Below are 25,074 nucleotides of genomic sequence, written 5' to 3' on the forward strand. Positions count from 1 at the left end.
TCCCCCGGGATCCCAATTTCGTCGCGCGTCGCTCCCTGCGGCCGGTGATCAGAGCGATAGGCCGGCGCCGACGCGGAGCGTCCACGTGACCGCGGGCACCTCGTGGATGAGCTGCGCGGGGTGCTCGAACATGAACGATCGCCGCACCAGCGGAAACTCCGGTCCACCTTGCGCGTCGATCCGCACGAGGGCCCCGAGCGAGGCGGTCACGCGCGCGAGGAGCCCGAGGCTGGCCCACGGGACGGTGCCCTCCTCCACGTCGGAGATCGCCTCGCCGACCAGCCCGGTGCCGTGAAGGAAGCCGCCCTCCGCGCCCACGCAGGGCCCGAGCGAGAGCCGGCGTGTAGGGCGGAAGAGATCCGCGCAGGCGTCGACGCGGCCGATCCCGCGCACGAAGAGGGCGCCGCCCGGCCCGGCGTCGACCGCGCCGGTGGCGGCCACCTCGGCGGCGACGCGGAACGCCGCGCCGAGGCCCAGATCGGCGCGCAGCTCGACGAAGGGCCCCCCGCCGAGCAGCGCCTCGGGGGCGACCCCGGACGCCGCGCTTCCCTGGAGGCCGAGCGTCCACGGGCGCTCCACGGGCCGTCGCGGCCGCGGAGGGTGCGGGGCCCCCGCGACCGGCGACGGCGGGCGGATCGGCAAGGGGCGCGCGGCCGGCGCCTGTGGGGCCGGCGAGGCGGCGGGCGGCTGCGGCGAGCTCCCCGCGCCCGGCGCTGCGCCGCCGCCGGCCCCGGCGGATTGCGCGGCCCCGGCCGGCTGCGCAGGAGCGGCGGGATCCGCGGCGGGTGGCGGGGCCGCGACGGGATCCACGGCCGGCGCTGGCGCCCCGCCGGCATCCCGAGCCCCGCCAGCCTCCGGGGCCTCGGACGAGCGCAACCCGACGGCCGGCGGTTGCGGATCGAGAGACGCGGTGGGGTCGACCCGGAGGGCCGTGATGAGCGCCAGGGCCGCGACGACCTCGCCGCACGTCGCGCCGTCGACCTCGCGGACGCGCGCGTCCTCGCCTTTGCCGAGCGTGATCCGGCCGCGGCTCCTGCCCGCGCTCGAGGTGATGCGCACCCGCACGTCGAGCGCCGCTTCGTCCGCCGCGGCGGCGCGGGCGAGGTCCGTGCGCGCGGTCACCTCGCGCAGGAACGCCCCGGCGCCGGGACAGCCGTCGTGCGCCTCGTACGCGATGCGCAGGCGCTGGACCTCCGCCCAGGCGTCACCCCCGGTCAGGGCGCCGGCGAGCACGACGACGGCTGCGAGCCAGCGCGGGTGGAGCACGGCACTCTCGAACGCACGCACGGCGCGGGAGGGTACACCGAGCCATCGTCCGCGGCGGCATTGCGGTCATCGCCGTGCGCTTCTCGGGCTCGATCCCGGGCCGTTTGGCCCCTCCGCGCGGCCCAGAGCCGTGAGGGCGCTCGGCGCACTCCCATCGCCGGCGCGCCGCGGACGCGCCCCATCGCACATTGGCACACCTCGAAACGATTCAGGCCAACATGAGCCGATCGCCGTGGCGCACACGAGGCATCTATCGGCGGAATAATTGATGATTTCCCTGGCACCGCCCGTGCGAGAGCGCACGGCCCGTGGAGGTGTTCATGGCACAGTTTCAGCGTACAGCGCTCGCTCTCATCATCCCCGCCTCGTTGTCGATCGCCTGCTCCTCGTCGAGCGACGCGCCGCCGCACGAGCCGCTTCAGCTGGGCGAGGCGCCGGCGGCGATCTGCGGCGGCGGCGCGACCCGCGAGGGGGACGGCTCCGGCCGCGACCCGGTGGCGGGCGTGGGCGCGGGCACGGGCACGGGCGCGAGCGCGGGCGTGGGCTCGAGCTCGAGCGGCGGCTCCACGGACCCCAACGCAGAGCCGCCGGGTGAGCCGCCCGTGGGCGAAGGAGGCACCGGGGGCAGCGGGGGTTCCGGCGACGGCAGCGGCGGCTCCGGGGGCGGATGCGCCGAAGGCGGGGCCGGCGGCGGTGGCGGCGACGGCGCCGGCGGATGCGGCGACGGAGGCGGCAGCAGCGGCTCGGCCGGCGGCAGCGGCTCGGCCGGCGGCGCGACGACCGGCGGCAGCACAACGACGGGCGGCGGGGCCGGCAGCTCGCGGAACGCCGGGCCCCGGCTCACGCCGCAGGCCAGCGGCGGCTCGTGCGCGGGGGTCAACCTCTCCACGCCGCTCACGCTGTACCTCTCGTCCGACGACTCCAACTCGATGGCATCTCCGGTCATCGTCCGCCGCCAGATCGAGCGCGGCGCGCCGCTGGTCGACCCCTATGTCATCCGCACGCACGAGTTCCTCAACTACTACCGGTACTCGTTCGCCCCGGCCGAACCGGGAGAGCTCTCGATCGTATCGCAGCTCGGCTCCTGCGTGCTCACGGGCGATCTGGCGCTCCAGATCGCGGTGCAGTCGAGCCGGGCGCCCGCCGAGCGAGAGCCCATGACGATCACGCTCGTGCTCGACACGTCGGGCTCGATGTCGGGAGAGCCGATCGAGCTCGAGAGGGCTGCTGTCCGGGCCATCGCGTCGACGCTCATCGAGGGCGACGTCGTGAACGCGGTCACGTGGAATACGGGGCAGAGCCCCGTGCTCGAAGGCCACGTCGTCTCGGGCCCCGACGACCCCGTGCTGCTCGGGGTCGCGAGCGCGATCGAGGCCGACGGAGGCACCGACCTGTACAGCGGCCTCGCCGCGGGGTACGCGCTCGCCAACACGCACAGGACCGCGGGCGGCATCAACCGCGTCGTGCTGATCAGCGATGGACAGGCCAACGTCGGGGTGACCGAGGAGGAGCTCATCGGAGAGAACGCCGAGGACGCGGACGGAGAAGGCGTCTACCTCGTCGGCGTCGGCGTCGGCGACGGCGTGAACGACACGCTCATGGACGTGGTCACCGACGCCGGCCGCGGCGCGTATGTCTATCTCGACAGCGCCGACGAGGCGAGGCGCGTCTTCGTCGACCGGTTCGCCGAGACGGTCCTCGTCGCCGCGCGCGACGTGAGGATCGAGCTGACGCTCCCGCCGTACTTCGGCATCCAGAAGTTCTATGGAGAAGAGTACTCGCCTGATCCGGCCAAGGTGCGCACGCAGCACCTCGCCCCGGACGACTCGATGATGCTGTATCAGATCCTCCGCCCGTGCGACCCGTCGCTGCCGAGCGCGAACGACCCGTATCGGGTCCGCGTCACCTGGCGCGACGCGACGACCGGCGAGGCCAGGGAGGCCGTGCAGCAAACCACGCTCGGAGGGCTCGGGATCGACGACGGCAACCTCACGAAGGCGGCGGCGATCATCGCGTATGCCGAGGCCCTCAAGCAGCTCGTCGAGCTCGGCCCCGGAGAGCGCGCGAGCGCGCTCTCGGCCGCCCGGGAGACCGTCCTCGCCGCGAACACGACCGGCGCGGACGCCGATCTCCTCGAGATCGCGGCGACCCTCCAGAGGATGATCGACAACCAGCCATAGAGCGGTTTTCAGCTGAGCCGAGTACGAGCGTCGCAGAGCGGTTTTCAGCTGAGCCTGGTACGAGCGTCGCAGAGCGGCGGTCACCCGCACAGGAGACGGGTCCAGATCGGCGTTTTCGGCGCGGAAGCGCACTCCTGTGCGCTGAGCACCGAAAACGTCGAGATGGGCCCGTATCCGAAGCGGGTGACCGCCGCTCTAGAGCAATTTGCGGTTGAGCTTGGTACAAGTTGAGCACGGTTGGGCGGGACGGTGGCATCGCTGATGCTGCTGTCTACCGCATGGGGCCGTACAGCATCGATCTGCGGCAGCGGATCATCGACGCCTACCAGAACCGTGAAGGAAGTATCCGGGAGCTGGCCGAGCGGTTCGAGGTCGCCCCGAACACGGTGCAGAACTATCTCACGCAGCTGCGCGCCACGGGCGACCTCGCGCCGAGTCCGCACGGCGGCGGCATGCCACGGAAGCTCGACGAGACGGACGAGCGGGCACTGATCACGCTGCTGGAAGAGAAGAACGACCAGACATTGGCGGAACTGATCGAGCAGATGGAGCAGCGTCACCATGTGCGCGTCAGCGTCTCGACGATGAGCCGCACGCTGCACCGGATGGGGATCACCCGAAAAAAAGGACGTTGGGTGCCAGCGAGCAAGACCGCCCGGACGTTCAACAGGCCCGCGCGAGTTTTCAGGATTGGGCGGGGACCGCAGATGCGCGCCGCTTGATCTTCGTCGACGAGTTCGGCGCCAACCTGGGCATGACTCGGCTCAATGGCTACGCCCCCAGCGGGCAGCGGGCCTACGGCAAGGCGCCGGAGAACGCGGACCCGAACCTGACGCTGGTGCTCGGGCTGGGGCTGCAGGGGGTGGTGGCGCCGGTGGTCTTCGAAGGCGCCATGAATCGTCCTCGATTTGAAACGTACGCCCAGGAGTATCTGGCTCCGGTGCTGCGGCCTGGCGACATCGTGCTCGTGGATCGACTCAAGCCACATCTGTACCCCGAGGTCCGCGCGGCCATCGAGGCGACGGGTGCCGACTACCACCCGCTGCCGCCTTACTCGCCGGATTTCTCGCCCGTGGAAGAGTGCGGCAGCAAGATCAAGCAGACCCTCCGCACCGCTGGGCAGCGGACCGTAGTGGGCGTGCTCGACGCGATGGACAGGGCGCTCCACCAGGTGACGCCGAAGGACGCCGAAGGCTGGTTCCGCCATGCCGGCTACCTCGACCGACCCCCTCATCCCAGACCGCAGCGCAGGGGCACGCCTCGGAGCCGTGCGCCGCGGGCTCGCACGCCTCGCAAGCGTCGCGCTCGGGACCCACCAACGCCCAGCCCGAGGGGCGCGGTCTGTACCAAGCCCAATCGCGAACCGCTCTAACACGCGAGCCGCTTCACCCAGGCAAGGACGAAGTCGCGGAACACCGCCACGTTCCGCGGCACGTGCCGCGCGCTCGGATAGACGAGGTACAGCGTCCCTGCGCGCTGCGACCACTCCGGCAGCACGTGGACGAGGCGCCCGCTCGCCAGGTCGGGCGCGGCGAGGACGCGCGGGAGCGGCCCGATACCGCCCCCCGCCCGGAGCACCGAGCGGATGAGCTGGAAATCGTCGGTCGCGATGCGCCCGGTCGCCATCGCGTCGCGCACCGCGCGGGGGCCGTCGACGGGCTGCTGGCTGCGCCGGCTGTTGGGGAGGAACACCACCCGCTCGTGGTCGACGAGCTCGTCGAACGCGCGGGGCAGGCCGCGGCGCGCGAGGTACGCCGGAGCAGCGAAGAGCTGCACGTAGGAGTCGAGCAGCTTGCGCACGACAAGCGAGGAGTCCGGGAGCTCGCCCGTCGCCCGGAGCGCCACGTCGAAGCCCTCGCGCAAGAGGTCCACCCGGCGCGTGGACATGTCGACCTCGAGCGACAGCAGCGGGTAACGCGCCCCGAACTCGACGAGCATCTCTCCGAGGAAAGACTCCCCACCATCCGGGGGAGCGCTCAGCCGTATCGTGCCCTGGGGCTGCCCTTGATAGGCGTCCAGCGCCTGCGCCGCGTCGCGGAGACCGGCGATGTGCGGCGCCACGTCGCCGAAGAAGCGACGGCCCGCCTCGGTCAGCGCCACGGCGCGCGGCGACCGCTGGAGGAGGCGCACCTGGAGGCCGTCCTCGAGCCGCGTCACCGCGCGGCTCACCGTCGACTTCGGGACGCCGAGCTGCTCCGCCGCGGCGGTGAACGAGCCCAGCTCCGCCACCCTGGCGAACGCGGCGATCTCATCGAGCTGGGGCGCCCGGGCAGGGCGCGCTCGGGCTGCCGCGCGGGGGCTGGGCATGGTAGGACCTCACGAGGGGTAAACGGCGCCGATCGGGGGGCTCTCGCCAGGTTGCGCCAGCGCAACGTTGAGTTGAGCCGTTGCACGATAGCACCGGGCGTCGCGAGGGCGCATCAGGAAAGGCGTGGGCGCTCCGATCGGGAGAGCCCGCCACACCTCAGCGAGGCTCACCATGAACAACGTCAAGCGTTTCGCCCCCACCGCCGCCCGCATCCTGCAAGGGCTCGTGTTCTTCGTGTTCGGGCTCAACGGCTTCTTGCAGTTCCTGCCGCAGCCCCCGGCTCCGGAGGCCGCGGCCAGCTTCGCGGGCGCGCTCGCGGCGACGGGGTACATGTTCCCGCTCATCAAGGGGACCGAGGTCGTCGCTGGCGCGCTGTTGCTCTCGAACCGCTACGTGCCCCTCGCGCTCGCGCTCCTCGCGCCCATCATCGTGAACATCGTCGCCTTCCACACCTTCCTCGCGCCGGGGAACCCGGTGTCATGGCTCATCCTCGCCCTCGAGCTCTACCTCGCCTTCGCGTACCGCGCCGCGTTCCGCCCGATGCTCGCCGCGCGCGTCGACGCGAGCGCCGGCGCGGAGCAGCGCAAGCTCCGGCCTGTCGAGAGCGCGGCTTGAGCCGCCCGTTCGCGCTGACCTGAGGAATCCCGTTATTTTGCAGCCATTTTCAGCGGAGAAATTGAACAGGGAGGCTCGGAGACAGGGAGTATTTTGAAGATTTCCCTCCCCGCCTCCCCGTCTCCCTGTGAAGTTTCCGGAGAATTCGAGGGGATGCTTCAGCGCGCTGACCCGAGCGGCGGCCGTCGCCGTCAGCGCTGATACAGGATGCGGCCGCCGGTCTTCGCCAGGGCGTACCGGAAGCCCCGCGCCAGGTCGACGTGCGTGACCATCGCGCCGACGTCCAGGCCCTGGGCGACCATCATCTGCGCCGCTCCCGCGGTCACGCCGACGAGCACCGCCTCCGCGCCGAGCAGCGCGGCCGCCTGCGCCGCCCGGACGAGCTGGTTCGCCGCCGTGGCGTCGACCACCGCCATCCCCGTCACGTCGATCAGCACCACCTGCGCGTCGTGCTCGTGGATCTCCTTCAGCAGCGATTCGATGAAGCGGCTCGAGCGCTGGGCATCCATCGTGCCCACCACGGGCATGACCAGGATTCCATCGGCGATCGGCACCACGGGGCTCGACAGCTCATGGATCGTCCGGAGCATCGACTCCTGGAGCTGGTTCGACCGCTCCAGCTCGATGGTCCGCTCGGAGATCCGGCTGAACAGCCGGGCGTTCTCGATGGCCACGGCCGCGGTGCCGGCCACGCGCTCGAGGAACGGCACGTCGTCGCTCCCGCAGGCGTCCTCACGCTCGCTGCTCAGGACGAGGACGCCGACAACGCTGCCCCGCGCCCGCAGCGGCACCCCGACGAGCGCCCGCGCGCCGGCGTGCCTGCGGAGGAGCGAGGCGTCCTCGCGCCCGCCGTGCCCGGCCGGATCGATCACGAGCGGGCGGCCGGCGTCGAGCACACGGCCGACCAGCGAGCGCGGCGAGAAGGACACGCGCTCCTCGACGACGGGCTCCCTGCGCGCCGCCACGCCGATCAACAGCACCTCGATCGGCCGGCCGGCGGCGTCCGGCCGGCCGGCGGCGTCGCACTCGACGCGCCGGCTCGCGACGCGGCGGGCCGCGTCGAGCGCCAGGTGATCGCTGAGCGTCGTGGACCACGGCGTGTGCTCGAGGGTGACGCAATCGACGCCGGTGTGGATGATGCGCGAGGCCGGCAGCTCCGCGAGTGTCGGCTCGACGCCCCGGGTGATCATCCGGTGGACGATCTCGGCGGCGCGATACCCCATGTCGTACTCGCGCTGCACGATCGTCGCGTGGATCGCGCCCCGGCGGAGCAGCGCGACCGTCGCGGAGAAGAGATCGAACGCGACGATCTTGATCTCTCCGCCCCTGCCGATCTCCCTCGCGGCGCGGCCCCATGCCGGCCCGCCGCCGACCGCCACCCCGAAGGCGCCGGCGATGTCCGGCCGCCGCTGGAGGGCCGCCCGCGCGAGCTCCGTCCCGAGCTCCTGATCGTGCTCGCTGTCCTCGTGGGGGGGCAGCACGGTGAACTCGGCCCCTTCCATCGCCGCGCAAAACCCCTCGATGCGCTCGCGCGTGTTGATCGCGTCCTTCGTGGGCCGCTGCGGCGCCACGACCCCGCCGCTCGGCAGCAGCCGCCGCATCACCTCGCCCGCCAGCCTGCCCGCCGCCACGTTGTCCGTGCCGATATAAAGCGGGGCCCGGCTGCCCGGCACCGGCGGCGTGTCGACGACGATCACCGGGATCCCCGCCTCCGCCGCGCGCCGGAACCCCTCCTCCGCCTCCTCGGGGGCGCCCGGCGCGATGATGATGCCGTCCACACCCCGCCGGATGCCGTCCTCGAGGATCTCGCGCTGGCCCCCCGGGCCGCCGGGGGGCCCGAGGCGGAAATCCACGGAGATGCCGAGGCCGCGCGCGGCGTCGACCGCGCCGTCGCGCAGGGTGTGGAAGTACGTCATGGGGGCCGACCGCCCGGCCCGGAACACGCGGGCGGAAAGCTCGCCCGAAGCGGCCACGGCGCCCTCTCCGCCGCCGGCGTCCTCGACGAGCCACAGCTCCACCGAGGCCCATTGCTGGTCGATCTGCACGCTCTTGATGCCGTGAGCGAGCGTGTCCAGCAGGTGGTCCGGCTCCACCGTGGTGCCCACCGCGTTCAGGACCTGCTCGAGCAGGCGAATCTCCTGTGCCAATCTCGCCTTCTCGTCATAGAGCTTGTGCCGCTCCAGCGCGGCCCCGGCGGCGTCCAGGAACACCTCGAGCATCACGCGGCGCTCGCCCTGCGGAGGCTCCAAAGTCGCCTGCTCCAGCGCGAGGTAGCCTGCCGGCGCTCCCCGGACGACGACGGGCGCGACAAGCACCCCCGCGCCGGCGGGCACCGCGCCCTCTGCCGCGATCGCGAGAGGCAGGTGCGCTTCATACCACGCATGTGCACTGACAACGCACATCCCGCTCGCCGCCTCGGGCGCCGCGCGCGGGCCGCCTCCGGTGGCGAGGCCCGCGTCGGTCGGGAGATTCACCCCTTGCCGAGCGAACGCGTCGAACCCTTCGAGCGCCCTGTAAACGAGGCGGTTCCCTTCGCAGAGGAGCAGGCTGCCGCGCGGCGCCCGCGGCGCGATCGCCATGGCCCGTCGCACGATCTGCTGCAATGTCGCGAAGAGATCCACCCCATGGCGCATACGGGTCCCGCTCGATCCGCCGTCACGACGCGCGACGCGGTGGCCCAGAAGGCGCGATGAGCCACAGTTCTGTCAAGGTCGATTTCCCCATCTCCCCAGGTGTGTGGGCCGGCTCGCGGGCCGCCGTCGACGGCCGAGGTCGCCGGGGAGGTGACGAGTCGCCCGCGCGGCGCGCGCTACTCGCAGGGCAGGATGCGCAGCACCTGGATGGTGGTGTTCGAGCTGTCGGGCGCGGCGAAGGCCACGCTCCCGTCGGGAAACGCGACGAAGTCCTGGTAACGATTGCCGAGCACGTCGACCTCCAGCGGCTCGCCCTCGGCCTCGCCGGTGGCGCGATCGCGCGTCTGTACGTACAGCGCGCGCGCCGCGTCGTTGCGGGCGATATCGCCGGCCCTCGTCGTGGTCTCCCAGGCCGCGAGCATGCGGGAGCGGCCGTAGGCGGCCAGGTGCGGAGCGCGGTGGTTCATGCCCGCGTCGCTGGCGATCGTGAGGTCCTTGTCCGCGGCGCCGTCGGTGAAGTGGAGCAGCCGGACGTCCGCGAGCCCGTTCGCGCCCGCCGGCTGGCCCGAGCGGATATTGCTCGCCGTGAGCCAGTAGCCGCCGCCGGCCGCCGTGACGAGGTTCCCAAGGTTCGAGTAGGCGAGATCGACCGGATAGATGGTCTTGTAATTCGGCGCGAGCGCGATGCGGTTGTTGTTGTCGGTCTTGCACACCGTCACGAACTTCCGGGCGCTGTCGTCCCAGAGGATGCGCTCGTAACCGCTGTGGCTGCAGCCCCAGTCGAAGCCGTCCCTCTGCAGCGCGCCGTTCGCGTCGACGACCTTCATGCGATCGCCCTGGTGGATGTTGATGCACCCGCCTTGCGAGACGCTGATCGCGGCGCCGAAATAGCCCGCATAGCGCGAGCCGTCGAAGGCGATGCGGCCGTGGTGCGCGTACCACCAGATCATGTACACCTCGGGCCCGGTGGGGCCGGTCGAGTAGGGCGGCAGCGCGGCGCTCGAGCTCGTGAGCTTCGTCGCCCAGGTCGCGCGCTCGCCGTCGAAGCGGACCATGTACATGTCGTGACAGGCGACCGGAGGGGACGGCGGCGTACCGCACAGGTTCGAGGGCGTGCCGCAATTCAGCGTTCCGCCGCCCTCCGCATCGCGGGTGAGCAGCAGCACGCCGCCGTCGTCGTCGGCGTAGAGGTCGGCGAAGTCGTTCGCCGGCAAGCCGAACGAGCGCCCCACGGCCTTGTCATCGGCGTCGAGCTGGAGGACGTGGACCTGTCCGTCGTCGCTCATCCATGCCAGGCGCGACCCGCCGGACGGTATCGGCGAGATGACGAGCGGCTTCAGCGCGGCCTCGTCCTCGTTGTTGATCACGCGGCCCCCGACGTCGACCTGGGTGATGCGAATGCGGTCCCGGGTGACGCCGCACGCGCCTGGGCCCGGATCCCCGCCCGCACCTCCGCCGCTCGCGCTCGACGCTCCTCCCCCGCTCCCGCTCGACGCCCCTCCCCCGCTCCCGCTCGATGCCCCGCCGCTGCTCCCGCTCGACGCTCCTCCTCCGCTCCCGCTCGATGCCCCGCCGCCGCTCGCGCTCGACACTCCTCCCCCGCTGCTCGACACCTCACCGCCCGACTCGCCAGCGCAGCCCGGGGGCAAGGTGATAAGAACCAAAGGCCAGATGACTCGCATGGTTCGTCTCGACATCTCGTCACGCTACCGCGCGAGCCGGCCTCTCATGGGGCAGAATCTCCGCGCGGCGCCTGAGGAACGCGCCGTGGCGCTCAGCGTCCTGTGCGGAGATCTCGCCGGCCAGGACACCACGCCAGCACCCTGGACCAGAACAGCCATCGATGGCGGACATCCCCTCACCCACCGCCGCGCGAGCAGTCCCCGGCTCCTCCCGCAGGCCCCCGGTGAGGGGGCCCGGCGGCTCGGCGAGGCCTCCTGCGCCACCCGAGGCGCCCCTGGGCGACGCGCTTGCGGCGCCGACCGTCGCTCGCGATCCGCCGCGATGGCCGCAGTCTCGCCCGCTCCAGACCACCGACCGCCCTCCGTCACGCGGGTCCTGACGAGCGTTGACACGCACACGCTGACCTGGTAGGTGAGCGAAGCGTCCGTGCGAACGCGGCTGGCGGCAAACGATGCGGGCGAGTCCTTGCCTCAGCGAAGCGACGGACGCGCAGGGCTTGGCCCCTCTCGGGCGCCACCCACGTGGAAGTTCCGCCGCCGGGCGCTTGAATGCCATGTCGCTGTAAGATACCGCCGCCGTGGACCGGCTCGCTCAACACGGCCGGCATCGCAGGGGGCGGCAGCACGAGCGCCTTGACGGATCCAGCGAGGGCAGCGAAGCCAACCTCGGTATGGTCTCGCGGCTCGTCCGTGCGGGGAGGTTGACGCGGCACAGCTAGCCAGAGTCAACGGTGCGAGGCGCCGGAGGCCCACCCTAGCCTCCGACCCGGCACCATGTTATTGCTAGCCCGCCGATTCCGCCACGCGCGCAATTGATGCGCGCCGGTGGTTCACCTGACTTGAGGAGCGCTGGAGCCACAACAAACGCAACATGCCTGGAAGCCCAGCGCGGGCGTGGAGATACCGCCTCCACCCTGGCCTGGAGACCAGAGCCCTGGGGCTTACCCCGCGGACACCGTTGTCGAAAGCGCCCTCTGAACTAAGGCACACGCAAACCACGAGCTGGAGATCCGTTTATGACCGTTGTCACTGGAGACAGAGAGTACTTCCCGGGTGTTGGCAAGATCCCTTTCGAGGGGCCTGAGTCCGACAACCCCCTCGCCTTCAAGTGGTACGACGCCAACCGCGTCGTCGCCGGCAAGGCCATGAAGGATCACTTCAAGTTTGCCGTGTGTTACTGGCACACGTTCTGCGGGCGCGGGCACGATCCGTTCGGCCCGGGGACGATCAACTTCCCCTGGGACGAGGGCAAGGACGCGCTGGCCCGTGCTCGCATGAAGATGGACGCGAACTTCGAGTTCATCACCAAGCTGGGCGCGACGCACTACTGTTTCCACGACATCGACCTCGTGGAGGAGGGCGAGAACCGCGCCGAGACGTCGCGTCGCCTCCAGAGCATCGTCGAGTACGCCAAGCAGAAGCAGGCGCAGTCGGGCGTCAAGCTGCTGTGGGGCACGGCGAACCTGTTCTCCAACCCGCGTTACATGAACGGCGCCTCCACGAACCCGGATTTCTCCGTGCTGGCCTACGCCGGCGCCCAGCTCAAGGACGCCCTCGACGCGACCATCGCGTTGAACGGTGAGAACTACGTGTTCTGGGGCGGCCGCGAAGGGTACATGAGCCTGCTGAACACGGACATGAAGCGCGAGAAGGCGCACTTCGCTCGCTTCTTGACCATCGCCCGCGACTACGCGCGCTCGCGCGGCTTCAAGGGCGTCTTCTTCATCGAGCCCAAGCCCATGGAGCCCTCCAAGCACCAGTACGACTTCGACGCCGAGACCGTGATCGGGTTCCTGCGCCAGCACGGCCTGGACAAGGACTTCAAGCTCAACCTCGAGACGAACCACGCGACGCTCGCCGGCCACACCATGGACCACGAGATGCAGGTGGCCGCGGACAACGGCATGCTCGGCAGCATCGACGCCAACCGGGGCGACTATCAGAACGCGTGGGACACCGATCAGTTCCCCTACAACATCAACGAGACGGTCGAGATGATGCTCATCCTGCTCCGCAGCGGTGGGTTCCAGGGCGGCGGCGTCAACTTCGACGCCAAGCGCCGCCGCAACTCGAGCGATCTCATCGACACCTTCCACGGGCACATCGGCGGCATGGATGTGTTCGCCCGCTCGCTCCTCATCGCCGACGACCTGATCCGCAAGTCGCCGCTCGAGGCGATGCGCAAGGCGCGTTATGCGTCCTTCGACGGCGGCAAGGGCGCCGATTTCGAGCAGGGCAAGCTGACGCTGGAGCAGCTGGCCGAGATCGGCAACGCTGGCGGTGAGGTCAAGCTCACGAGCGGTCAGCAGGAGCTGTACGAAAACATCATCAATCGCTGGATCCGATAAGCCGAGCGATCGAGGGAACGACAGCCGGGCGCCGTTGCGCGCCCGGCTGTTTTTCTTTCCGAAGAGATGTAGCTCTCCTGCGGATGATCCACTCCGCGACGGCGACGTTGATCACCCAGCCGGCGCCCATCAGGAGCGCTCTGACGCCCTCGCCCGGCACGCCGACGAGCAGCACCCACGGCATGTGGGTCAGCACCTGAGTCCCCGCGCCCAGGCCGATCGCGTAGCCGCGCAGCATGAAGGCGCCGTGACGGACGAAGTCGCGCCGCGAGATGGCGACAAGGCCGAGCACGAGCGACATGAACATGGCAGAGCCGAACAGCACCCGGAGAACGGCGAGGGCGTCGCCGTCCCCCTTGGGGAGCTCGTAAGACGCCTGCATCCACAGACCCGAGGCGGCAGCGACGAGCCCTGACGGGGCCACGGCCCACCCCGCCGCGCGATGCCAGCGAGGCTTCCGGCGGCGAAAGCCCGAGGAGAACTGGAACGCACCCAGGATCGAGAATACGCTGACACTGAATATATGCAGCACGATGGGCACGGGCGCAGCGAAGAAGCGGGCGTTGTCCGGGGTGACCTTGGCGCCGACGCTCAGCTCGGCCAGGCGGAAGGCGCCGGCCACCACGGGGACCGCGCTGAGGCCGAGCAGAAGCGCGGGTACGAGCCAGTCTCGCTTCGCCGAGGGGGTCGTGGTGCTCTCGTTCGTCATGCCGCCAAGCTAGGGACGGCCCTGGTTGCGTCGCAATTGGCGCAAAAGTCGGATCTGGGTCGGCCGATTGCCCGATGGGGCGATCGTACTTTCGGCCAGGTGCACCGCCACCTGGCCCCGGGCCGACGGGTCAGTCGCGGACGCGACCGGTCTCGTAGGCCCAGATGGCGATCTCGACCCGGTTGCGCGCGCCGAGCTTGGTCATGAGGCTGGCGATGTGGGCCTTGACGGTGCTCAGGCTGATGTGGAGCTCGTCGGCGATCTCGGCGTTGGTTCGACCGCGGGCCACGATGAGGAGGACCTCCTCCTCGCGGGCGGTGAGGGCCTCCGCGGGCTGCGCTCGTGGCAGCTGGGGGCGAGAGGCGGCGAACGAGGAGAGCAGGCGGGCGGTGACACGTGGCGCGATCAAGGCGTCGCCGCTCGCGGCGGCGCGGATGGCCTGCGCGAGCAGCTCGGGACCGGCGTCCTTCAGCAAGAAGCCGCGGGCGCCGGCCTTGAGGGCGCCAACCACGTAGTCGTCATGATCGAAGGTGGTGATCACCACGACCGCCAGGGGACGGTCGACGGCCGGGCCGGCGAGCCGTCGGGTAGCTTCGATGCCGTCGATTCCTGGCATGCGGATGTCGAACAGGCACACGTCGGGACGGAGGGCGAGCGCCAGCTCCACGGCCTTGTGTCCGTCGCCGGCGACGCCCACGACCTCGATGTCAGGCTGGGCGTCGAGGATGATGCTGAGCCCGGTGCGGACGATCTCTTGATCGTCGGCGACGATGACGCGAATGCTCATGTTGTCCGTCCATTCCGAGGCAGCACGGCCGTCACCGTCCAGCCACGCCGTGGGCCCGGGCCCGCATGGCACGTGCCGCCGAGCAGCGTCGCTCGTTCGATCATGCCGACCAACCCGTATCCCGCCGACGTGGAATGGCCAGCGTGGGTCCCCTGGCCGTCGTCGGTGACCCGCAAACGTACGGACGTGTCGTCGGCCGTGACCTCCACGTCGATCCGGGTCGCGTGGCGAGCGTGTCGGCGAGCGTTGGTGATCGCCTCCTGCGCGAGGCGAAAGATCGCGGCGGAGACCGACGATGGCAAGTCATCGAAGCTCCCGGTCAACTTCACCTCGACGGAAGCCCCTGTGGCGGATGGGCCTGCGAGCTGTCCGAGGTCGGCGACCCGCGGGCTCGGCGCGAGCTCGGCCGACTCGCCGCGGCGCAGGAGCCGGACCATCGTGCGCATCTCGCCGAGGGCGCGAGACGCCTCGTCCGCGATCACGCGGAGCGCGTCGATGGGAGCCTCGGGGCGAGCCGACGCGGCGACCAGGCCAGCCTGCGCGCGGATCGCGATCGCCGATACATGGTGGGCGACGGTGTCGTGCAGGTCGCGGGCGATCCGCTCTCGCTCGGCCAGCTTGGCTTCATCGAGCTCTCGCAGGCGCACGCGATCCCGGTAGCGCACCGCCGCGCCGAGCGCCATCGTGGAGAGCAGGACGGCGTAGCCCCCGATGACATCGCCGGTCCTGGCATGAGAACGGATCATGTCGACCGCCGCCGAGGTCACCATGATCGGCAGCCCGATCATCGCTTCACGCCCCGTACCCCACCGGAACAACGAATAGGGCAGCAGCACCATGTAGACCATCGCGTAGAGCCCTGGCGATGCGCTGCCGGTCGCCATCACGGCGAGCTGTATCGCGATGAGGAGGCCGAACGCGATCACGACCATCCGCAGCGGCCTGGTCCTCCGCCAGAGCAGCGTCGGCAAGAGCCCGATGCAAAGGACCAGCGAAGCGATCCGCCACGGCAGGTCGCGCCGGATCGCGACCTCGAGCGAGCCGAGCGCGGCGAACGCGGCCAGGAGCACCCAATCCATCCGGACGCGTCGAGGGGGGTGCGGTGCTCGTGGCTCGGACCACACGGATCGAAAGAACGCGCGCACCTGCCTCATGAGAAGAGCCGGATTGACTCCACACCCATCGCTCGAGCGAACCAGCACGACGACCTGGCGTGCTGGTCGCAGCATAGACCGGATGGACGCCGTGCACGAGGCCTCGATGGGGGCGCTCTCGCGATGGTCCGCTGCGCCGCGCGGATCGACGCCCCGAAGCTGCCGGCAGGGAGCCCCCCCTGTCCGATGGCTCACGTCCTCGACTCGGCCACGGACCGGCGCTCGTTACAAGCAGAGCCCCTGTCCGCAGACGAGCCTGCATTCACAGCCGGTCTCCTGGACGCCTCCGGAGATGTTCATGCTGGTGGTGCCGGCCGCGCGCAGGTTGGCTTCGATCCTCTCGAGGGCGCATGCCTGGAGCTTGAAGTTGTCGGTGATCTGTACGTCCTCGCCCACGCTGCGCAAGGCATCGAGCCGCAGCGCCGCGAGCTCCGTGTTTCGATGGATCCAGAACCGCTCGTCGACGGTCTCGAGCTTGCGAAAGTCGGCTTCCAGCAGCTCGAACGCCAGATAGATCCACAACGTACCGCGGACACGCACCAGGTTCGGCATGCGGATCGCCTTGATCTGCGCCGCGACCAGCTCCCCGCTCGAGGCACCGCCCTCGGCCTGGATACCGCCGACTTCGAGCAAGCTGGGCAAGTCGAGCGTTCCGGCGAAGTCGGGGCTGACCGAGATCGTGCCGTCGATCGTGGAGTAAGCGCGCGCTGCGAGGGCGTCCGCGTCCGACGCGATGAGCAGATCGCCTTGATGGACGCTGCCTTCGAGCGCCTCCGGGCCGCTCTCGCAATCTCCAGCGCCGCCCTCTCCGGCCGCACCTGCGCCCCCAGCAGAGGCGCCCGACGTTGCGCCAGGGTCCGTGTCTCCGCCCGAGCCGCCCTCCCCCGCCCCGCCGCCGTCGCTGCCCCCGCCCAGACCTCCCGACGGACCGTGAGAGGTCCCGCTCGTTGCGCCGCCCGAGCCCCCCGTGACCGTGTCGCCGGTGCTGGCGCTGTTCCCATCGCCCGAACCGCACGCGACGAGCAACGACACCGCGGCCATCGACGTCAGCCGGTCGAGCCACGATGGAGCCGACCGTCGGATTCTTGCGCCTTCTCCGGCAATTCCGGCAACTGAATTCACACCGCTCATGAGAGAGGAGGAAATCGAAACGTTCCAGGAGCGTCAAGCCCGCAACGGCGCTCGAGGCGACGGCGACCTGCAACGATCTGGGTCTCCGCTTTTCTCAGCCGGTCCGCTGATTGGACCGTGCGCCCGCAGAGGCGTCAAAGCCTCGCGCCGCCTTCTCCTACATCCGAACGTTTACGTTTACGTTGGTGACCGATGGTGGAGTGACCGATGGTGGGAGGGGGCCGGGCGTGGTCTCGAGGGCATCGAGGATGCGGCTCGCGCCCCAGGCCCAGGCGGTCAGCGCGCCGCTCTCCGCGTTCCCATGGAACTTGGAGGCTCGGGCGTCTGATCGTCTGCTCGTCACCGGCGAGCGAGCCGGCCCTGGACGGCGAACGATCGCCGCCCGGCAATCACGCCGAAGGGGGGCAAGGCCAGAATGGCGGTCATGCCCCCCAAGGGCATCACTACTGCAGCACTGTATCCATATCCCAGTCAATCCACATGCTCTTCCATTCGCTGACCGGCTGCTGAACGCCATTGTCCAGGATGCTCATCACGTCCGTGTTTGCGCTGGTATTGCCTTCGAACGCTCGCTTGAACATCTCGCCTGCGAGGGCGGTCTGAGTGCCCGAGGCGCCGCAGTGGTTTGCGCTGTACATCGTAAAACCCATGCGCTCTGGAACACCGAGCGCTTTCCACACCGGCTTTGCCGCCCATGCGGAGAGCGCTTCGCAGGTCCCACCCAGGTGACACCATGAGTCCCTGCCATTGGCATTCGTGAAGTGCACCAGGTGCCGTGGAGCGATGGTCGCCAGGAGCATGTGCGTATCGAAGGGGAGGTTGTATACCTTCGAGGGGTCGTTCCGGAGCCAGCGGGCCGCGCTCGTCACCCAGGGTCCGCAGATACCGCTGTCCTCGAGGTTGTCGATGCTCTGAGGCTTGGCATCCTTGCACTGCCAGACAGAACCACCTTCACCGTGCCTGAACCACTCTGCCTGGCGCAAGTTGGCTACACCACCACCGCCCGACTCCACGATGACAACCACCGGCGCACGACTGAAGACACCCGCCAGGTAAGCACCTTTTCCACACCCGGAGCACCCCGACACCATCACCTTCGTGGGATCGTGCCCGCTGCCCGGGTTCTTCTCCAGCACGTCCATCACCCGGTCAATCATCCACCCGTTGGCGATGTTGGTGTTGACCTCGGACAAGCCGAAAAGATTTCTAATCTTGCCTTCAAAGCCGCTTCCAAACGACAGCGTCTTGCTGCCCGACGGGAAAATCCCACCCGACAACTTGAGAGCGATCACACTGCCGGATCCGCTGATGCTCGCCGAGAAGGTCTCTGATTTTCCACCCACCTTGGCGGTGATCGAAACGGTACCTCCGGATACGGTTCCGGTCACCTCATCCGGCTCGCCGGGGACCGGGCCGTAAAGGTACTTGGCTGCCATGGCCAGGATTTCCTTGCGGCGGCACTCCCACTGCTCCTTGGTCGTGACCTTCGTTCCGTTGAAGAACGTGAACGGATCCGGGAGCTTCTCGTTCACCTCGGTCAGACCGCTCGGCTCGGGCAAAGTTGGCAGGACACACGTGAATTGGCCGCCGCCAGTCCCGCTGGTCGCGCTAGCCTCGCCAGTCCCGCTGGTCGTGCTGGCCCCGCCGGTCGGGGAGCCGCCCGTGCCGGCTCCGCTCGTCGCGGCACCGCCGCCCGTACTGGCGCCTCCGCTGCTCGTGGAAGCACCGCTGGTCGCGGGGCCTGCACCCGAGGTGACTCCCCCGCTCCCGCTCGGGGTCCCGCCGCCTGAGCCCGAAGCATCTCCCCCGGCACCGCCGGATCCTACTTCTGTAGCGCAGCCAGGGAAGTTCAAGAGGGCGAGGACGGGGATCGCGAGAGCGGTTAATTTGCGCGAGGCACGAGAACGGACAGACATGAAGGCCTCCATGTTTCGAGGGCAGTGGCGGCGTGCGACACGGGTACATGACAGGTGGTACCCGACACGCGAAAAGCCGCCGTACTTATAGCAGACGAGTGTGAAGTTTGTGCGTTTTTCGCGTTGGTGACGCTGTTTTCGCGACGCGTGCGAATTTGCGCTGTGAGTATGCCAATGGGACGTGAACGAGAGATTTCAGGGCGCGGTGCGATTCGTTCGCCGCCAAGCCGAGGACCCGTAAACTGAGCTATGAGAACGGCGCTCCCGGGGCTTGGGGGCGCAAGTCCCGGATCTGGTTATGCGCTCCGCTCGAGCGCGAGCTCTTCGCTTCCTCCCCGGGTCCTCTGCAGTCGCCTGCGGTGGGCGGACGTCGTTCGATGAGGAGAACTTCTCCCCGGACGACGCCTCCGGTCCAGCCGGGTCCGGAGGGAAGAGCCTCGGAGCCGGCGGTCTCGGGGCTGTCGCTGGGGCCGCGCGCGACGAACAGGGGAGGAGGGCCGTCGGGGGGAGAGATTTGGAGACGGTTGGCCGGAACGACATCACCAGATGCCCATTCCCAGCGGAGGGCAGTTCGATCACGCTTATCGCTGGGAATCGTACGACCGGAGCGCGCAGCGTTTGGCAAGGATGCAAATGTTCAACAAGCTTGTAGTCGAGGCGACCCCTCCGGATCGTCTCCGGGAACACCTCGCGAAAGCTCGCACCTGAGGGACATCCGAGAAGCGACGCCTGTTGGCGAGACTTTGTTCGTCGCGTCGCGTTCACGTGGAGTCTGGTCGTCTGCTCCTCGTCGGAGGACGAACCGCACTCCGGCGGCGATGCGCCCGCGGAGGCACGGGCTCAGCGGCGCCGGGCGGCCCTTCTTCCGCCGCCAGGCGGCCTGCACGCTCGCCCTTACCCCGCGCGAGCTTGCCGTTCCGCCGCCGCGCCCCAGGAGGATCTCATCATGGCTCGACTACAACGCCTCATCGAGCCGGGGACGCGCGCGACGCCCGACCTCCTGGCCGCGCTCCGCGCGCTGGCTCGGCCGCTGCGCTCCACGGCCGATCTCGACCCCTTGATCGAGCGCATCGGCGGCGCGCGCTGCGCGCTCCTGGGCGAGGCGACGCACGGGACGCGCGAGTTCTACACGTGGCGCGCAGCGCTCTCCAGGCGGCTGATCGTCGAAGCGGGGGCCTCCTTCATCGCCGTCGAGGGCGACTGGCCCGATTGCTACCGCGTCAACCGCTATGTGAAGGGCTACGCGGACGCGGGGAGCAGCGCCCGCGCGGTGCTGCGCGCCTTCGATCGCTGGCCGACCTGGATGTGGGCCAACGAGGAGGTCGCCGACCTCGTCGAGTGGCTGCGCAGGCACAACGAGGGTCGGCCCGAGGAGCAGCGGGTCGGCTTCTACGGGCTCGACGTCTACAGCCTCTGGGACTCGCTCCGCGAGGTCATGCGCTACCTGGAGGGGGCCGCCCCCGACGCGCTGCCGGCCGCGCGGCGCGCGCTGCGCTGCTTCGAGCCGTATGCCGACGATGCCCAGGAGTACGCCCGGGCGACGGTGCTCGTGCCGGAGTCGTGCCAGGCAGAGGCCGTCAAGCTGCTCGCCGAGGTGCGCAAGAGAACGCCGGAGTTCGGCGCCGACGGGCGCGACGGGCACTTCGTCGCCGAGCAGAACGCGCTCGTGGTCAAGAACGCCGAGGCCTACTACCGGGCGATGGTGCGCAGCGACGCGGCGTCGTGGAACGTCCGCGATCGGCACATGGCCGAGACGCTCGATCGGCTGCTCGAGCAGCACGGCCCGCGCGGCCGCGCGATCGTCTGGGCGCACAACACGCACATCGGCGACGCGCGCTTCACCGACATGGCGGAGCGGGGCGAGGTGAACCTCGGCCAGCTCGCCCGCGAGCGCCACGGGGAGGAGCGCGTCGCGCTCGTCGCCTTCGGCGCCCACTGCGGCACGGTGATCGCCGCCCGGGCGTGGGACGCGCCGATGGAGGTGATGCGCTTGCCGGTCGGGCGGCCCGAGAGCTGGGAGGACCTGCTGCACGAGGCGGGCGGCCGGGATCAGCTGCTGATCTTCGAGCCGGGGCGGCTGCCGGAGGAGTCGCTGGCCTGGCGCGGCCACCGCGCCGTCGGCGTCGTCTACCACCCCGAGTACGACGGGTACGGGAACTACGTGCCGACGGTGCTGCCGCGCCGCTACGACGCGCTCGTCTTCGTCGACGAGTCACAGGCCGTCCGGCCCCTGCACATCGCGCCGCGGGCCGAGAAGGAGCCGCCGGAGACCTACCCCTCCGGCGTGTGACGCCGGCTGCATGGCGCGCGCAGTGCAAAGCGCGCTGGGCGAGGTGAGCCGATGCTCTCGTTACAATCTCCCGATTTCCACCATGGCGACGTGATCCCGATCGTGCATACCTGCGAGGGGAAGGACGTGCCGCCCGCGCTCTCCTGGTCGGGCGTCCCCGGCGGCACGAGGAGCCTTGCGCTCATCGTCGACGACCCGGACGCGCCCGATCCACGCGCCCCCAAGACGACGTGGGTCCACTGGGTGCTCTACAACATCCCGCCCGACACCGGCGGCCTGCCCGAGGGCGCGCGCAAGGCCGATCTGCCGACGGGCACGCTCGAGGGAAGGAACGACTGGAAACGCGCCGGTTACGGCGGCCCGTGCCCGCCGATCGGCAAGCACCGTTATTTCTTCAAGCTGTATGCGCTCGACACGGTGCTGCCCCCGCGAGGCGGGCTCACGAAGGTGGAGCTCGTGAAGGCGATGGAAGGACACGTCCTCGCGCATGTCGAGCTCGTCGGGACGTACCAGAAGAGGGGCGGCTCGTAGGAGCCGAGCGCCATCGGCCGCTCCTCGCGCTCGACCTCGCGCGAGCCTTCGCGCGCTGCGGGCTCATCCGCGTCGTTCGGCTCGCTGCGGCGTACTTTTGTAGGCCTCGCTCGCCTGCCTGGCGGATGAGCCCGTATCACACGAATCTACACCTCGCTATGCGCCATGGACGCGCCTTCGGCGTGCGCTCATTCGCACTTGCAGACCGGGCGACCGCCATCGTCACAGTGGCACTGACACACTCCCTCAGGACACGTGACGACCTTATCGCCCTTCGGGCAGGTGGCGACGCACGAGGCAATGGAGTCATCCTCGCCGCCCGCCGCGACCTCAGCGTCGCTGGCCTGCCAAGGATCAGGCTCATTGGCGTCGACCGACGCCCCTGCTCTGCCGTCCACGGCCTCCGCGGCCGCGCTCCTCCAGAGCGCCGCGGAAGCGGGCAGCATCGACAACACGAACACCGATAACAGCGTACCGCTCATCTTCACTCCTCCTGGTCAGCGATGCTTCCATGATCGGGCATCATTGATTGGCAGGGGCCGAGGCACGCGGCGTGCCGAATGGCGCGGCCGGCGGCCGAGCTCGCGGCGCCGCGGCAGGTACGGGAGCGCTGCCCCGCGTGTGTCCGCGATGTTCAAACGGCGCAGCCAGCCCGGCCGCGCGGGTTGAGCTCGCCTGTCACGCCGCATCCTCACCACGCTCGGCGAGAGCGCGGTTTCGAACGTGACAATCCGAGCAAAGGGTTGCGCGCGATGGTTTGCTCGAAAACGCAAGCCGACCGCGGGCGGATACCGCCGCCGAGCGGCCGCGGCCTGTACATTGGCGCGACGAGAGGGCGCGTCGCGCGCTGGGCCAGCGGAGAACGCGGCTGGCACGACGAGTGCTCTTTGGTCACGCAGCACACAGGGGCACATGACCCGCGAGCTGGCTGGATGCACCGAGCCCGGTGGAGCTGCTCGAACGCAGGGGCTCCGCGCGGTCGGCAAACGCAGCTGGCATGTCTGGCCTCTCTGACCATCAACCATCACGAGATCGAACGAAAGAGGAAGAACATGACACGAAAGATCATCACCGCGGTCGCTGGTATGTCGTTGTTCGTCGGCGTGGCGATGGCGCAGGCGGCGACGCCCGCCACCTCGAGCCTGAAGGGTCGCTCTGCCCTTCACCCCGACGCGAGCGCCGGGACGCCCGAGAAGGTGGCGCAGTATTACGGGTACCCTGGGGCCAACGTGGCCACCTCGACGAACATTGGCCTCGCGGGCATCGCCATCGGGACCTCGGGGTCCGTCGCCCAGTCGTCGGTCGCCCAGGCCGGCGGGTACGGCAACGTCGGTGTCGCGACGGCCAACGCAGGGGGCTTCCATGGCCGCGGCCACGGCCGGGGCCATGGAGGCTGGAGGAGGATCGCGATGAACGACGCGCCGGCGTCCGGTCAAGCCGACATCCTCTTCGACAACTAGTTCCACCGGCCAGAGGTCCGGCCAGGAATGGCCGGACCTCTGCGCCGCTTCGCGGCGGCTTCGCGCGGGCGGACCTGGCTGGTTTCCTCGGGGCTCCGCCCCACTCCGCACCCCGGCGGCCACAAGCGGCCCCGGCCGGCCCGCTGGGGCCGGAGCATCCACGGGCCGCGCGCGGCGCTCCGGCGGCGCGCGGCCTCCTCTCCGACGACCCCGAACCCGGGATGGACGAAACCATGCGCCGTTTACTCCGTGTGCTCTCGACGTCCGCGCCCGCGCTGCTGGCCGCGGCGCTCTGCTTTCATTTCGCGATGACACTCGCTTACCTGACGCCGCAGAACCCGCTCCAGCTCCGCTTCGCGCGGCTCATCAGCGGGTACATGAACCCGTTCTTCGAGCAGAACTGGCACCTCTTCGCCCCCGATCCCATCACCGACACGCGCCTCGTGATGGTCGCCTGCCGCGTTCACGAGCCGGACGGGAGCACGACCGAGACCGGGTGGACCGATATCACGACCCCCTACTGGGAATCCCACCTGGAGAACCGACTCGGCCCCGCGACGCGCCTCGGACGATCGGTGACGGGCGCGGCGCGCATGATCTACACCGTCGATCCGACGTCGCTGCAGATGGCGAAGAAGCTCGATCAGCAGCGCACACGCGCGCAGGCGGGCGGAGGCGGCGCCGAGGCGCCCGATGCGCAGGTGGCCGACATGCTCAGGGACGAGGTGAAGAAGGAGCAGGACGCCGGCTTTCAGCTCGGCAAGACCGTCCTGGAGCGGGCCGGCTCCGCGCACTGTGACAGCCTGTACGGCCCGAGCCGCACCGCGGCGGTGCGGTTGCGCCTGGCGGTGCTGAAATTCCCGCGCTTCTCCCGGCGCGACCTGCCCGACTCGAAGGGTGAAATGACGTACTATGATTTCGACTGGGCTCCCCATCGACCGGTGGCGCCGCTGGACGCGACGACCGAGGACAGACCCGAGACGCCCGTGGCCCTCCGGGCGGCGTCCGCGGAGGAGAGGTGACGCCATGCTGAGCAAGCTGAACGCACGCTGGCACCGCATCGTGGAGCTCGCGAGCCGCGAGCGCTGTCTCATCGGGGCCAGCCTCTTCCGGATCGTCGCCGGGTTGACCATCCTCCACCTCTACCTGGCCAACTACTTCCAGCGCCATTACCTCTACGGCCCCGAGGGGGTGTGGCCCTTCGCGCGGTCGCTCGAGGAGGCCCACAGCAACGGCGCGTTCTCGATTTACCTGCTCAGCAGGTCGCCGCTCTACTTCGAGGTCGTCTTCCACCTCGCCATGCTGTTCGCGGCGCTGTGGGTGATCGGCTTCCGCACGCGGCTCATGTCGCTGCTCACGTATGTCGGGCTCTGGTCGTTGCATCAGCGGAACCCCGTCCTGCTCGACGGCGGCGACAACCTCGTCCGGCTCGCGCTGCTGTACGGCATCTTCGCCGAGCTCGGCGCGTACTTCTCGCTCGACGCCGACCGCCTCCGCGCGCAGCGGGAGCGCGGCGGGGACCTCCAGCGGATCAAGGGGATGCTCCACAACGCGGCGATCCTCGCCTGCGCCGTCCAGGTGTGCCTGGTCTACGGGGTCGCGGGGCTCTACAAGGTGCAGGGGGAGCTGTGGCAGAACGGGACGGCCCTTTATTACATCACCCGCGTCGGCGAGTTCACGTGGCCCGGCCACAGCGACAGCCTCTCCCGCAGCGTGGCGGTGGTGACGGCGCTGACCTACGTGACGGTCGGGTTCCAGCTCAGCTTCCCGTTCCTGTTCGCCCTGAACCGGCACACACGCAGGCTCTCGCTCGCCGCGGCGTTCCTGTTCCACGCCGGCATCGCCGTCATGATGGGGCTCGGCACGTTCGCAGTATTCATGATCAGCGTCGAGCTGGCGCTCATCGCGGACGCGGAATACCGGGCGATCGGCGCGTTCGCCAGGCGGCTCGTGTCCTTCGAGGCGCCCTCGCTCCGGCGCCTCCTTCCCGCGCGCCGGATCCAGACGAAGTAGCGCGGCGTGGCGCGGGCGCGCTCGAGCGCCCGCCCGATCTCTCCCCCGGCC

General features: G+C 69.9%; 21 protein-coding genes. 10 read left to right on the forward strand and 11 right to left on the reverse strand.

What is annotated here, in order from left to right; all coding sequences use genetic code 11:
- Positions 1-48 precede the first annotated feature (48 nt).
- A complete protein-coding gene (locus WME73_RS30310) occupies positions 49-1,287 on the reverse strand; it encodes a hypothetical protein (protein ID WP_437911810.1) in 1,239 nt (412 codons plus the stop codon).
- 299 nt (positions 1,288-1,586) lie between these two features.
- Between WME73_RS30310 and WME73_RS30315 the strand changes: the two genes are divergently transcribed.
- The 3 genes from WME73_RS30315 (at position 1,587) to WME73_RS30325 (ending at position 4,818) form a co-directional block, all read left to right on the forward strand.
- Positions 1,587-3,446: a vWA domain-containing protein gene (locus WME73_RS30315; RefSeq protein ID WP_437911811.1), complete on the forward strand. Its 1,860-nt coding sequence runs from the start codon at positions 1,587-1,589 to the stop codon at positions 3,444-3,446.
- A 227-nt stretch (positions 3,447-3,673) separates the two neighbouring features.
- Positions 3,674-4,168 carry a helix-turn-helix domain-containing protein gene (locus WME73_RS30320; RefSeq protein ID WP_437911336.1) on the forward strand — a complete coding sequence of 165 codons (495 nt, stop codon included), beginning with the start codon at positions 3,674-3,676 and terminating at the stop codon, positions 4,166-4,168.
- Positions 4,165-4,818, forward strand: coding sequence for a transposase (locus WME73_RS30325; RefSeq protein ID WP_437911335.1), 654 nt, complete (start codon positions 4,165-4,167; stop codon positions 4,816-4,818). The genes WME73_RS30320 and WME73_RS30325 overlap by 4 nt, the downstream gene beginning before the upstream one ends.
- Here the strand turns inward: WME73_RS30325 and WME73_RS30330 are convergent.
- Entirely contained in the window at positions 4,815-5,753 is a 939-nt protein-coding gene (locus tag WME73_RS30330; protein ID WP_437850493.1) for a LysR family transcriptional regulator, read from the reverse strand. The two genes, WME73_RS30325 and WME73_RS30330, sit on opposite strands and share 4 nt — an antisense overlap.
- A gap of 172 nt (positions 5,754-5,925) precedes the next feature.
- Here WME73_RS30330 and WME73_RS30335 point away from each other — a divergent pair, with 172 nt between their 5' ends.
- Positions 5,926-6,369: a DoxX family protein gene (locus WME73_RS30335; RefSeq protein ID WP_437911812.1), complete on the forward strand. Its 444-nt coding sequence runs from the start codon at positions 5,926-5,928 to the stop codon at positions 6,367-6,369.
- A gap of 191 nt (positions 6,370-6,560) precedes the next feature.
- Here WME73_RS30335 and WME73_RS30340 read toward each other — a convergent pair whose 3' ends face one another.
- On the reverse strand, positions 6,561-9,002 hold the full coding sequence (locus WME73_RS30340) for a substrate-binding domain-containing protein (RefSeq protein ID WP_437911813.1): 2,442 nt from the start codon (positions 9,000-9,002) through the stop codon (positions 6,561-6,563).
- 176 nt (positions 9,003-9,178) lie between these two features.
- A complete protein-coding gene (locus WME73_RS30345; RefSeq protein WP_437911814.1) occupies positions 9,179-10,684 on the reverse strand; it encodes a hypothetical protein in 1,506 nt (501 codons plus the stop codon).
- A 1,016-nt stretch (positions 10,685-11,700) separates the two neighbouring features.
- Here WME73_RS30345 and xylA point away from each other — a divergent pair.
- Positions 11,701-13,032, forward strand: a complete 1,332-nt coding sequence (gene xylA / locus WME73_RS30350; RefSeq protein ID WP_437911815.1) for a xylose isomerase — start codon at positions 11,701-11,703, stop codon at positions 13,030-13,032.
- Here the strand turns inward: xylA and WME73_RS30355 are convergent.
- The 6 genes from WME73_RS30355 to WME73_RS30380 all read right to left on the reverse strand — a co-directional run bounded on the left by WME73_RS30355 (position 13,013) and on the right by WME73_RS30380 (position 18,345).
- Entirely contained in the window at positions 13,013-13,741 is a 729-nt protein-coding gene (locus tag WME73_RS30355; protein ID WP_437739881.1) for a DUF2306 domain-containing protein, read from the reverse strand. The genes xylA and WME73_RS30355 overlap by 20 nt on opposite strands.
- A 130-nt stretch (positions 13,742-13,871) precedes the next feature.
- The gene (locus tag WME73_RS30360; RefSeq protein WP_437739882.1) at positions 13,872-14,528 is read right to left on the reverse strand and encodes a response regulator; all 657 of its coding nucleotides are present in this window, start codon (positions 14,526-14,528) and stop codon (positions 13,872-13,874) included.
- Entirely contained in the window at positions 14,525-15,682 is a 1,158-nt protein-coding gene (locus WME73_RS30365) for a sensor histidine kinase (protein ID WP_437911816.1), read from the reverse strand. Before WME73_RS30365 ends, WME73_RS30360 begins: the two co-directional genes overlap by 4 nt.
- A 225-nt stretch (positions 15,683-15,907) precedes the next feature.
- Positions 15,908-16,723: a hypothetical protein gene (locus WME73_RS30370; protein ID WP_437911817.1), complete on the reverse strand. Its 816-nt coding sequence runs from the start codon at positions 16,721-16,723 to the stop codon at positions 15,908-15,910.
- 247 nt (positions 16,724-16,970) lie between these two features.
- Complete coding sequence (locus WME73_RS30375; protein ID WP_437739885.1) at positions 16,971-17,330, reverse strand: glucuronyl esterase domain-containing protein; 360 nt, start codon at positions 17,328-17,330, stop codon at positions 16,971-16,973.
- Positions 17,257-18,345, reverse strand: a complete 1,089-nt coding sequence (locus WME73_RS30380) for a glucuronyl esterase domain-containing protein (protein ID WP_437739886.1) — start codon at positions 18,343-18,345, stop codon at positions 17,257-17,259. The genes WME73_RS30375 and WME73_RS30380 overlap by 74 nt, the downstream gene beginning before the upstream one ends.
- Before the next feature lie 1,330 nt (positions 18,346-19,675).
- Here WME73_RS30380 and WME73_RS30385 point away from each other — a divergent pair.
- Complete coding sequence (locus WME73_RS30385; RefSeq protein ID WP_437911818.1) at positions 19,676-21,019, forward strand: erythromycin esterase family protein; 1,344 nt, start codon at positions 19,676-19,678, stop codon at positions 21,017-21,019.
- Positions 21,020-21,070: 51 nt separating this feature from the next.
- Entirely contained in the window at positions 21,071-21,550 is a 480-nt protein-coding gene (locus WME73_RS30390) for a YbhB/YbcL family Raf kinase inhibitor-like protein (protein ID WP_437911819.1), read from the forward strand.
- A gap of 188 nt (positions 21,551-21,738) precedes the next feature.
- Here WME73_RS30390 and WME73_RS30395 read toward each other — a convergent pair whose 3' ends face one another.
- The gene (locus WME73_RS30395; RefSeq protein ID WP_437850519.1) at positions 21,739-22,032 is read right to left on the reverse strand and encodes a hypothetical protein; all 294 of its coding nucleotides are present in this window, start codon (positions 22,030-22,032) and stop codon (positions 21,739-21,741) included.
- 570 nt (positions 22,033-22,602) lie between these two features.
- Between WME73_RS30395 and WME73_RS30400 the strand changes: the two genes are divergently transcribed.
- From WME73_RS30400 to WME73_RS30410, 3 genes are all read left to right on the forward strand, one after another.
- The gene (locus WME73_RS30400) at positions 22,603-23,010 is read left to right on the forward strand and encodes a hypothetical protein (protein ID WP_437911820.1); all 408 of its coding nucleotides are present in this window, start codon (positions 22,603-22,605) and stop codon (positions 23,008-23,010) included.
- Between the two features lie 233 nt (positions 23,011-23,243).
- On the forward strand, positions 23,244-24,032 hold the full coding sequence (locus WME73_RS30405) for a DUF5819 family protein (RefSeq protein ID WP_437850523.1): 789 nt from the start codon (positions 23,244-23,246) through the stop codon (positions 24,030-24,032).
- A gap of 4 nt (positions 24,033-24,036) precedes the next feature.
- Positions 24,037-25,023, forward strand: a complete 987-nt coding sequence (locus tag WME73_RS30410) for an HTTM domain-containing protein (RefSeq protein ID WP_437911821.1) — start codon at positions 24,037-24,039, stop codon at positions 25,021-25,023.
- Positions 25,024-25,074: the final 51 nt, after the last annotated feature.

The sequence above is a fragment of the Sorangium sp. So ce302 genome (assembly GCF_051530145.1).
Classification (GTDB): Bacteria; Myxococcota_A; Polyangia; order Polyangiales; family Polyangiaceae; genus Sorangium; species Sorangium cellulosum_B.

What these genes read in the sequence shown, in the direction of transcription:
- WME73_RS30315 (WP_437911811.1), top strand. Translation starts at nt 1,587, where the DNA reads ATGGCACAGTTTCAGCGTACAGCGCTCGCTCTCATCATCCCCGCCTCG.
- WME73_RS30330 (WP_437850493.1), bottom strand. Translation starts at nt 5,753, where the DNA reads ATGCCCAGCCCCCGCGCGGCAGCCCGAGCGCGCCCTGCCCGGGCGCCC.
- WME73_RS30335 (WP_437911812.1), top strand. Translation starts at nt 5,926, where the DNA reads ATGAACAACGTCAAGCGTTTCGCCCCCACCGCCGCCCGCATCCTGCAA.
- WME73_RS30340 (WP_437911813.1), bottom strand. Translation starts at nt 9,002, where the DNA reads ATGCGCCATGGGGTGGATCTCTTCGCGACATTGCAGCAGATCGTGCGA.
- WME73_RS30345 (WP_437911814.1), bottom strand. Translation starts at nt 10,684, where the DNA reads ATGCGAGTCATCTGGCCTTTGGTTCTTATCACCTTGCCCCCGGGCTGC.
- xylA (WP_437911815.1), top strand. Translation starts at nt 11,701, where the DNA reads ATGACCGTTGTCACTGGAGACAGAGAGTACTTCCCGGGTGTTGGCAAG.
- WME73_RS30355 (WP_437739881.1), bottom strand. Translation starts at nt 13,741, where the DNA reads ATGACGAACGAGAGCACCACGACCCCCTCGGCGAAGCGAGACTGGCTC.
- WME73_RS30360 (WP_437739882.1), bottom strand. Translation starts at nt 14,528, where the DNA reads ATGAGCATTCGCGTCATCGTCGCCGACGATCAAGAGATCGTCCGCACC.
- WME73_RS30365 (WP_437911816.1), bottom strand. Translation starts at nt 15,682, where the DNA reads ATGAGGCAGGTGCGCGCGTTCTTTCGATCCGTGTGGTCCGAGCCACGA.
- WME73_RS30370 (WP_437911817.1), bottom strand. Translation starts at nt 16,723, where the DNA reads ATGGCCGCGGTGTCGTTGCTCGTCGCGTGCGGTTCGGGCGATGGGAAC.
- WME73_RS30375 (WP_437739885.1), bottom strand. Translation starts at nt 17,330, where the DNA reads ATGGCGTTCAGCAGCCGGTCAGCGAATGGAAGAGCATGTGGATTGACT.
- WME73_RS30385 (WP_437911818.1), top strand. Translation starts at nt 19,676, where the DNA reads ATGGCTCGACTACAACGCCTCATCGAGCCGGGGACGCGCGCGACGCCC.
- WME73_RS30390 (WP_437911819.1), top strand. Translation starts at nt 21,071, where the DNA reads ATGCTCTCGTTACAATCTCCCGATTTCCACCATGGCGACGTGATCCCG.
- WME73_RS30395 (WP_437850519.1), bottom strand. Translation starts at nt 22,032, where the DNA reads ATGAGCGGTACGCTGTTATCGGTGTTCGTGTTGTCGATGCTGCCCGCT.
- WME73_RS30400 (WP_437911820.1), top strand. Translation starts at nt 22,603, where the DNA reads ATGACACGAAAGATCATCACCGCGGTCGCTGGTATGTCGTTGTTCGTC.
- WME73_RS30405 (WP_437850523.1), top strand. Translation starts at nt 23,244, where the DNA reads ATGCGCCGTTTACTCCGTGTGCTCTCGACGTCCGCGCCCGCGCTGCTG.
- WME73_RS30410 (WP_437911821.1), top strand. Translation starts at nt 24,037, where the DNA reads ATGCTGAGCAAGCTGAACGCACGCTGGCACCGCATCGTGGAGCTCGCG.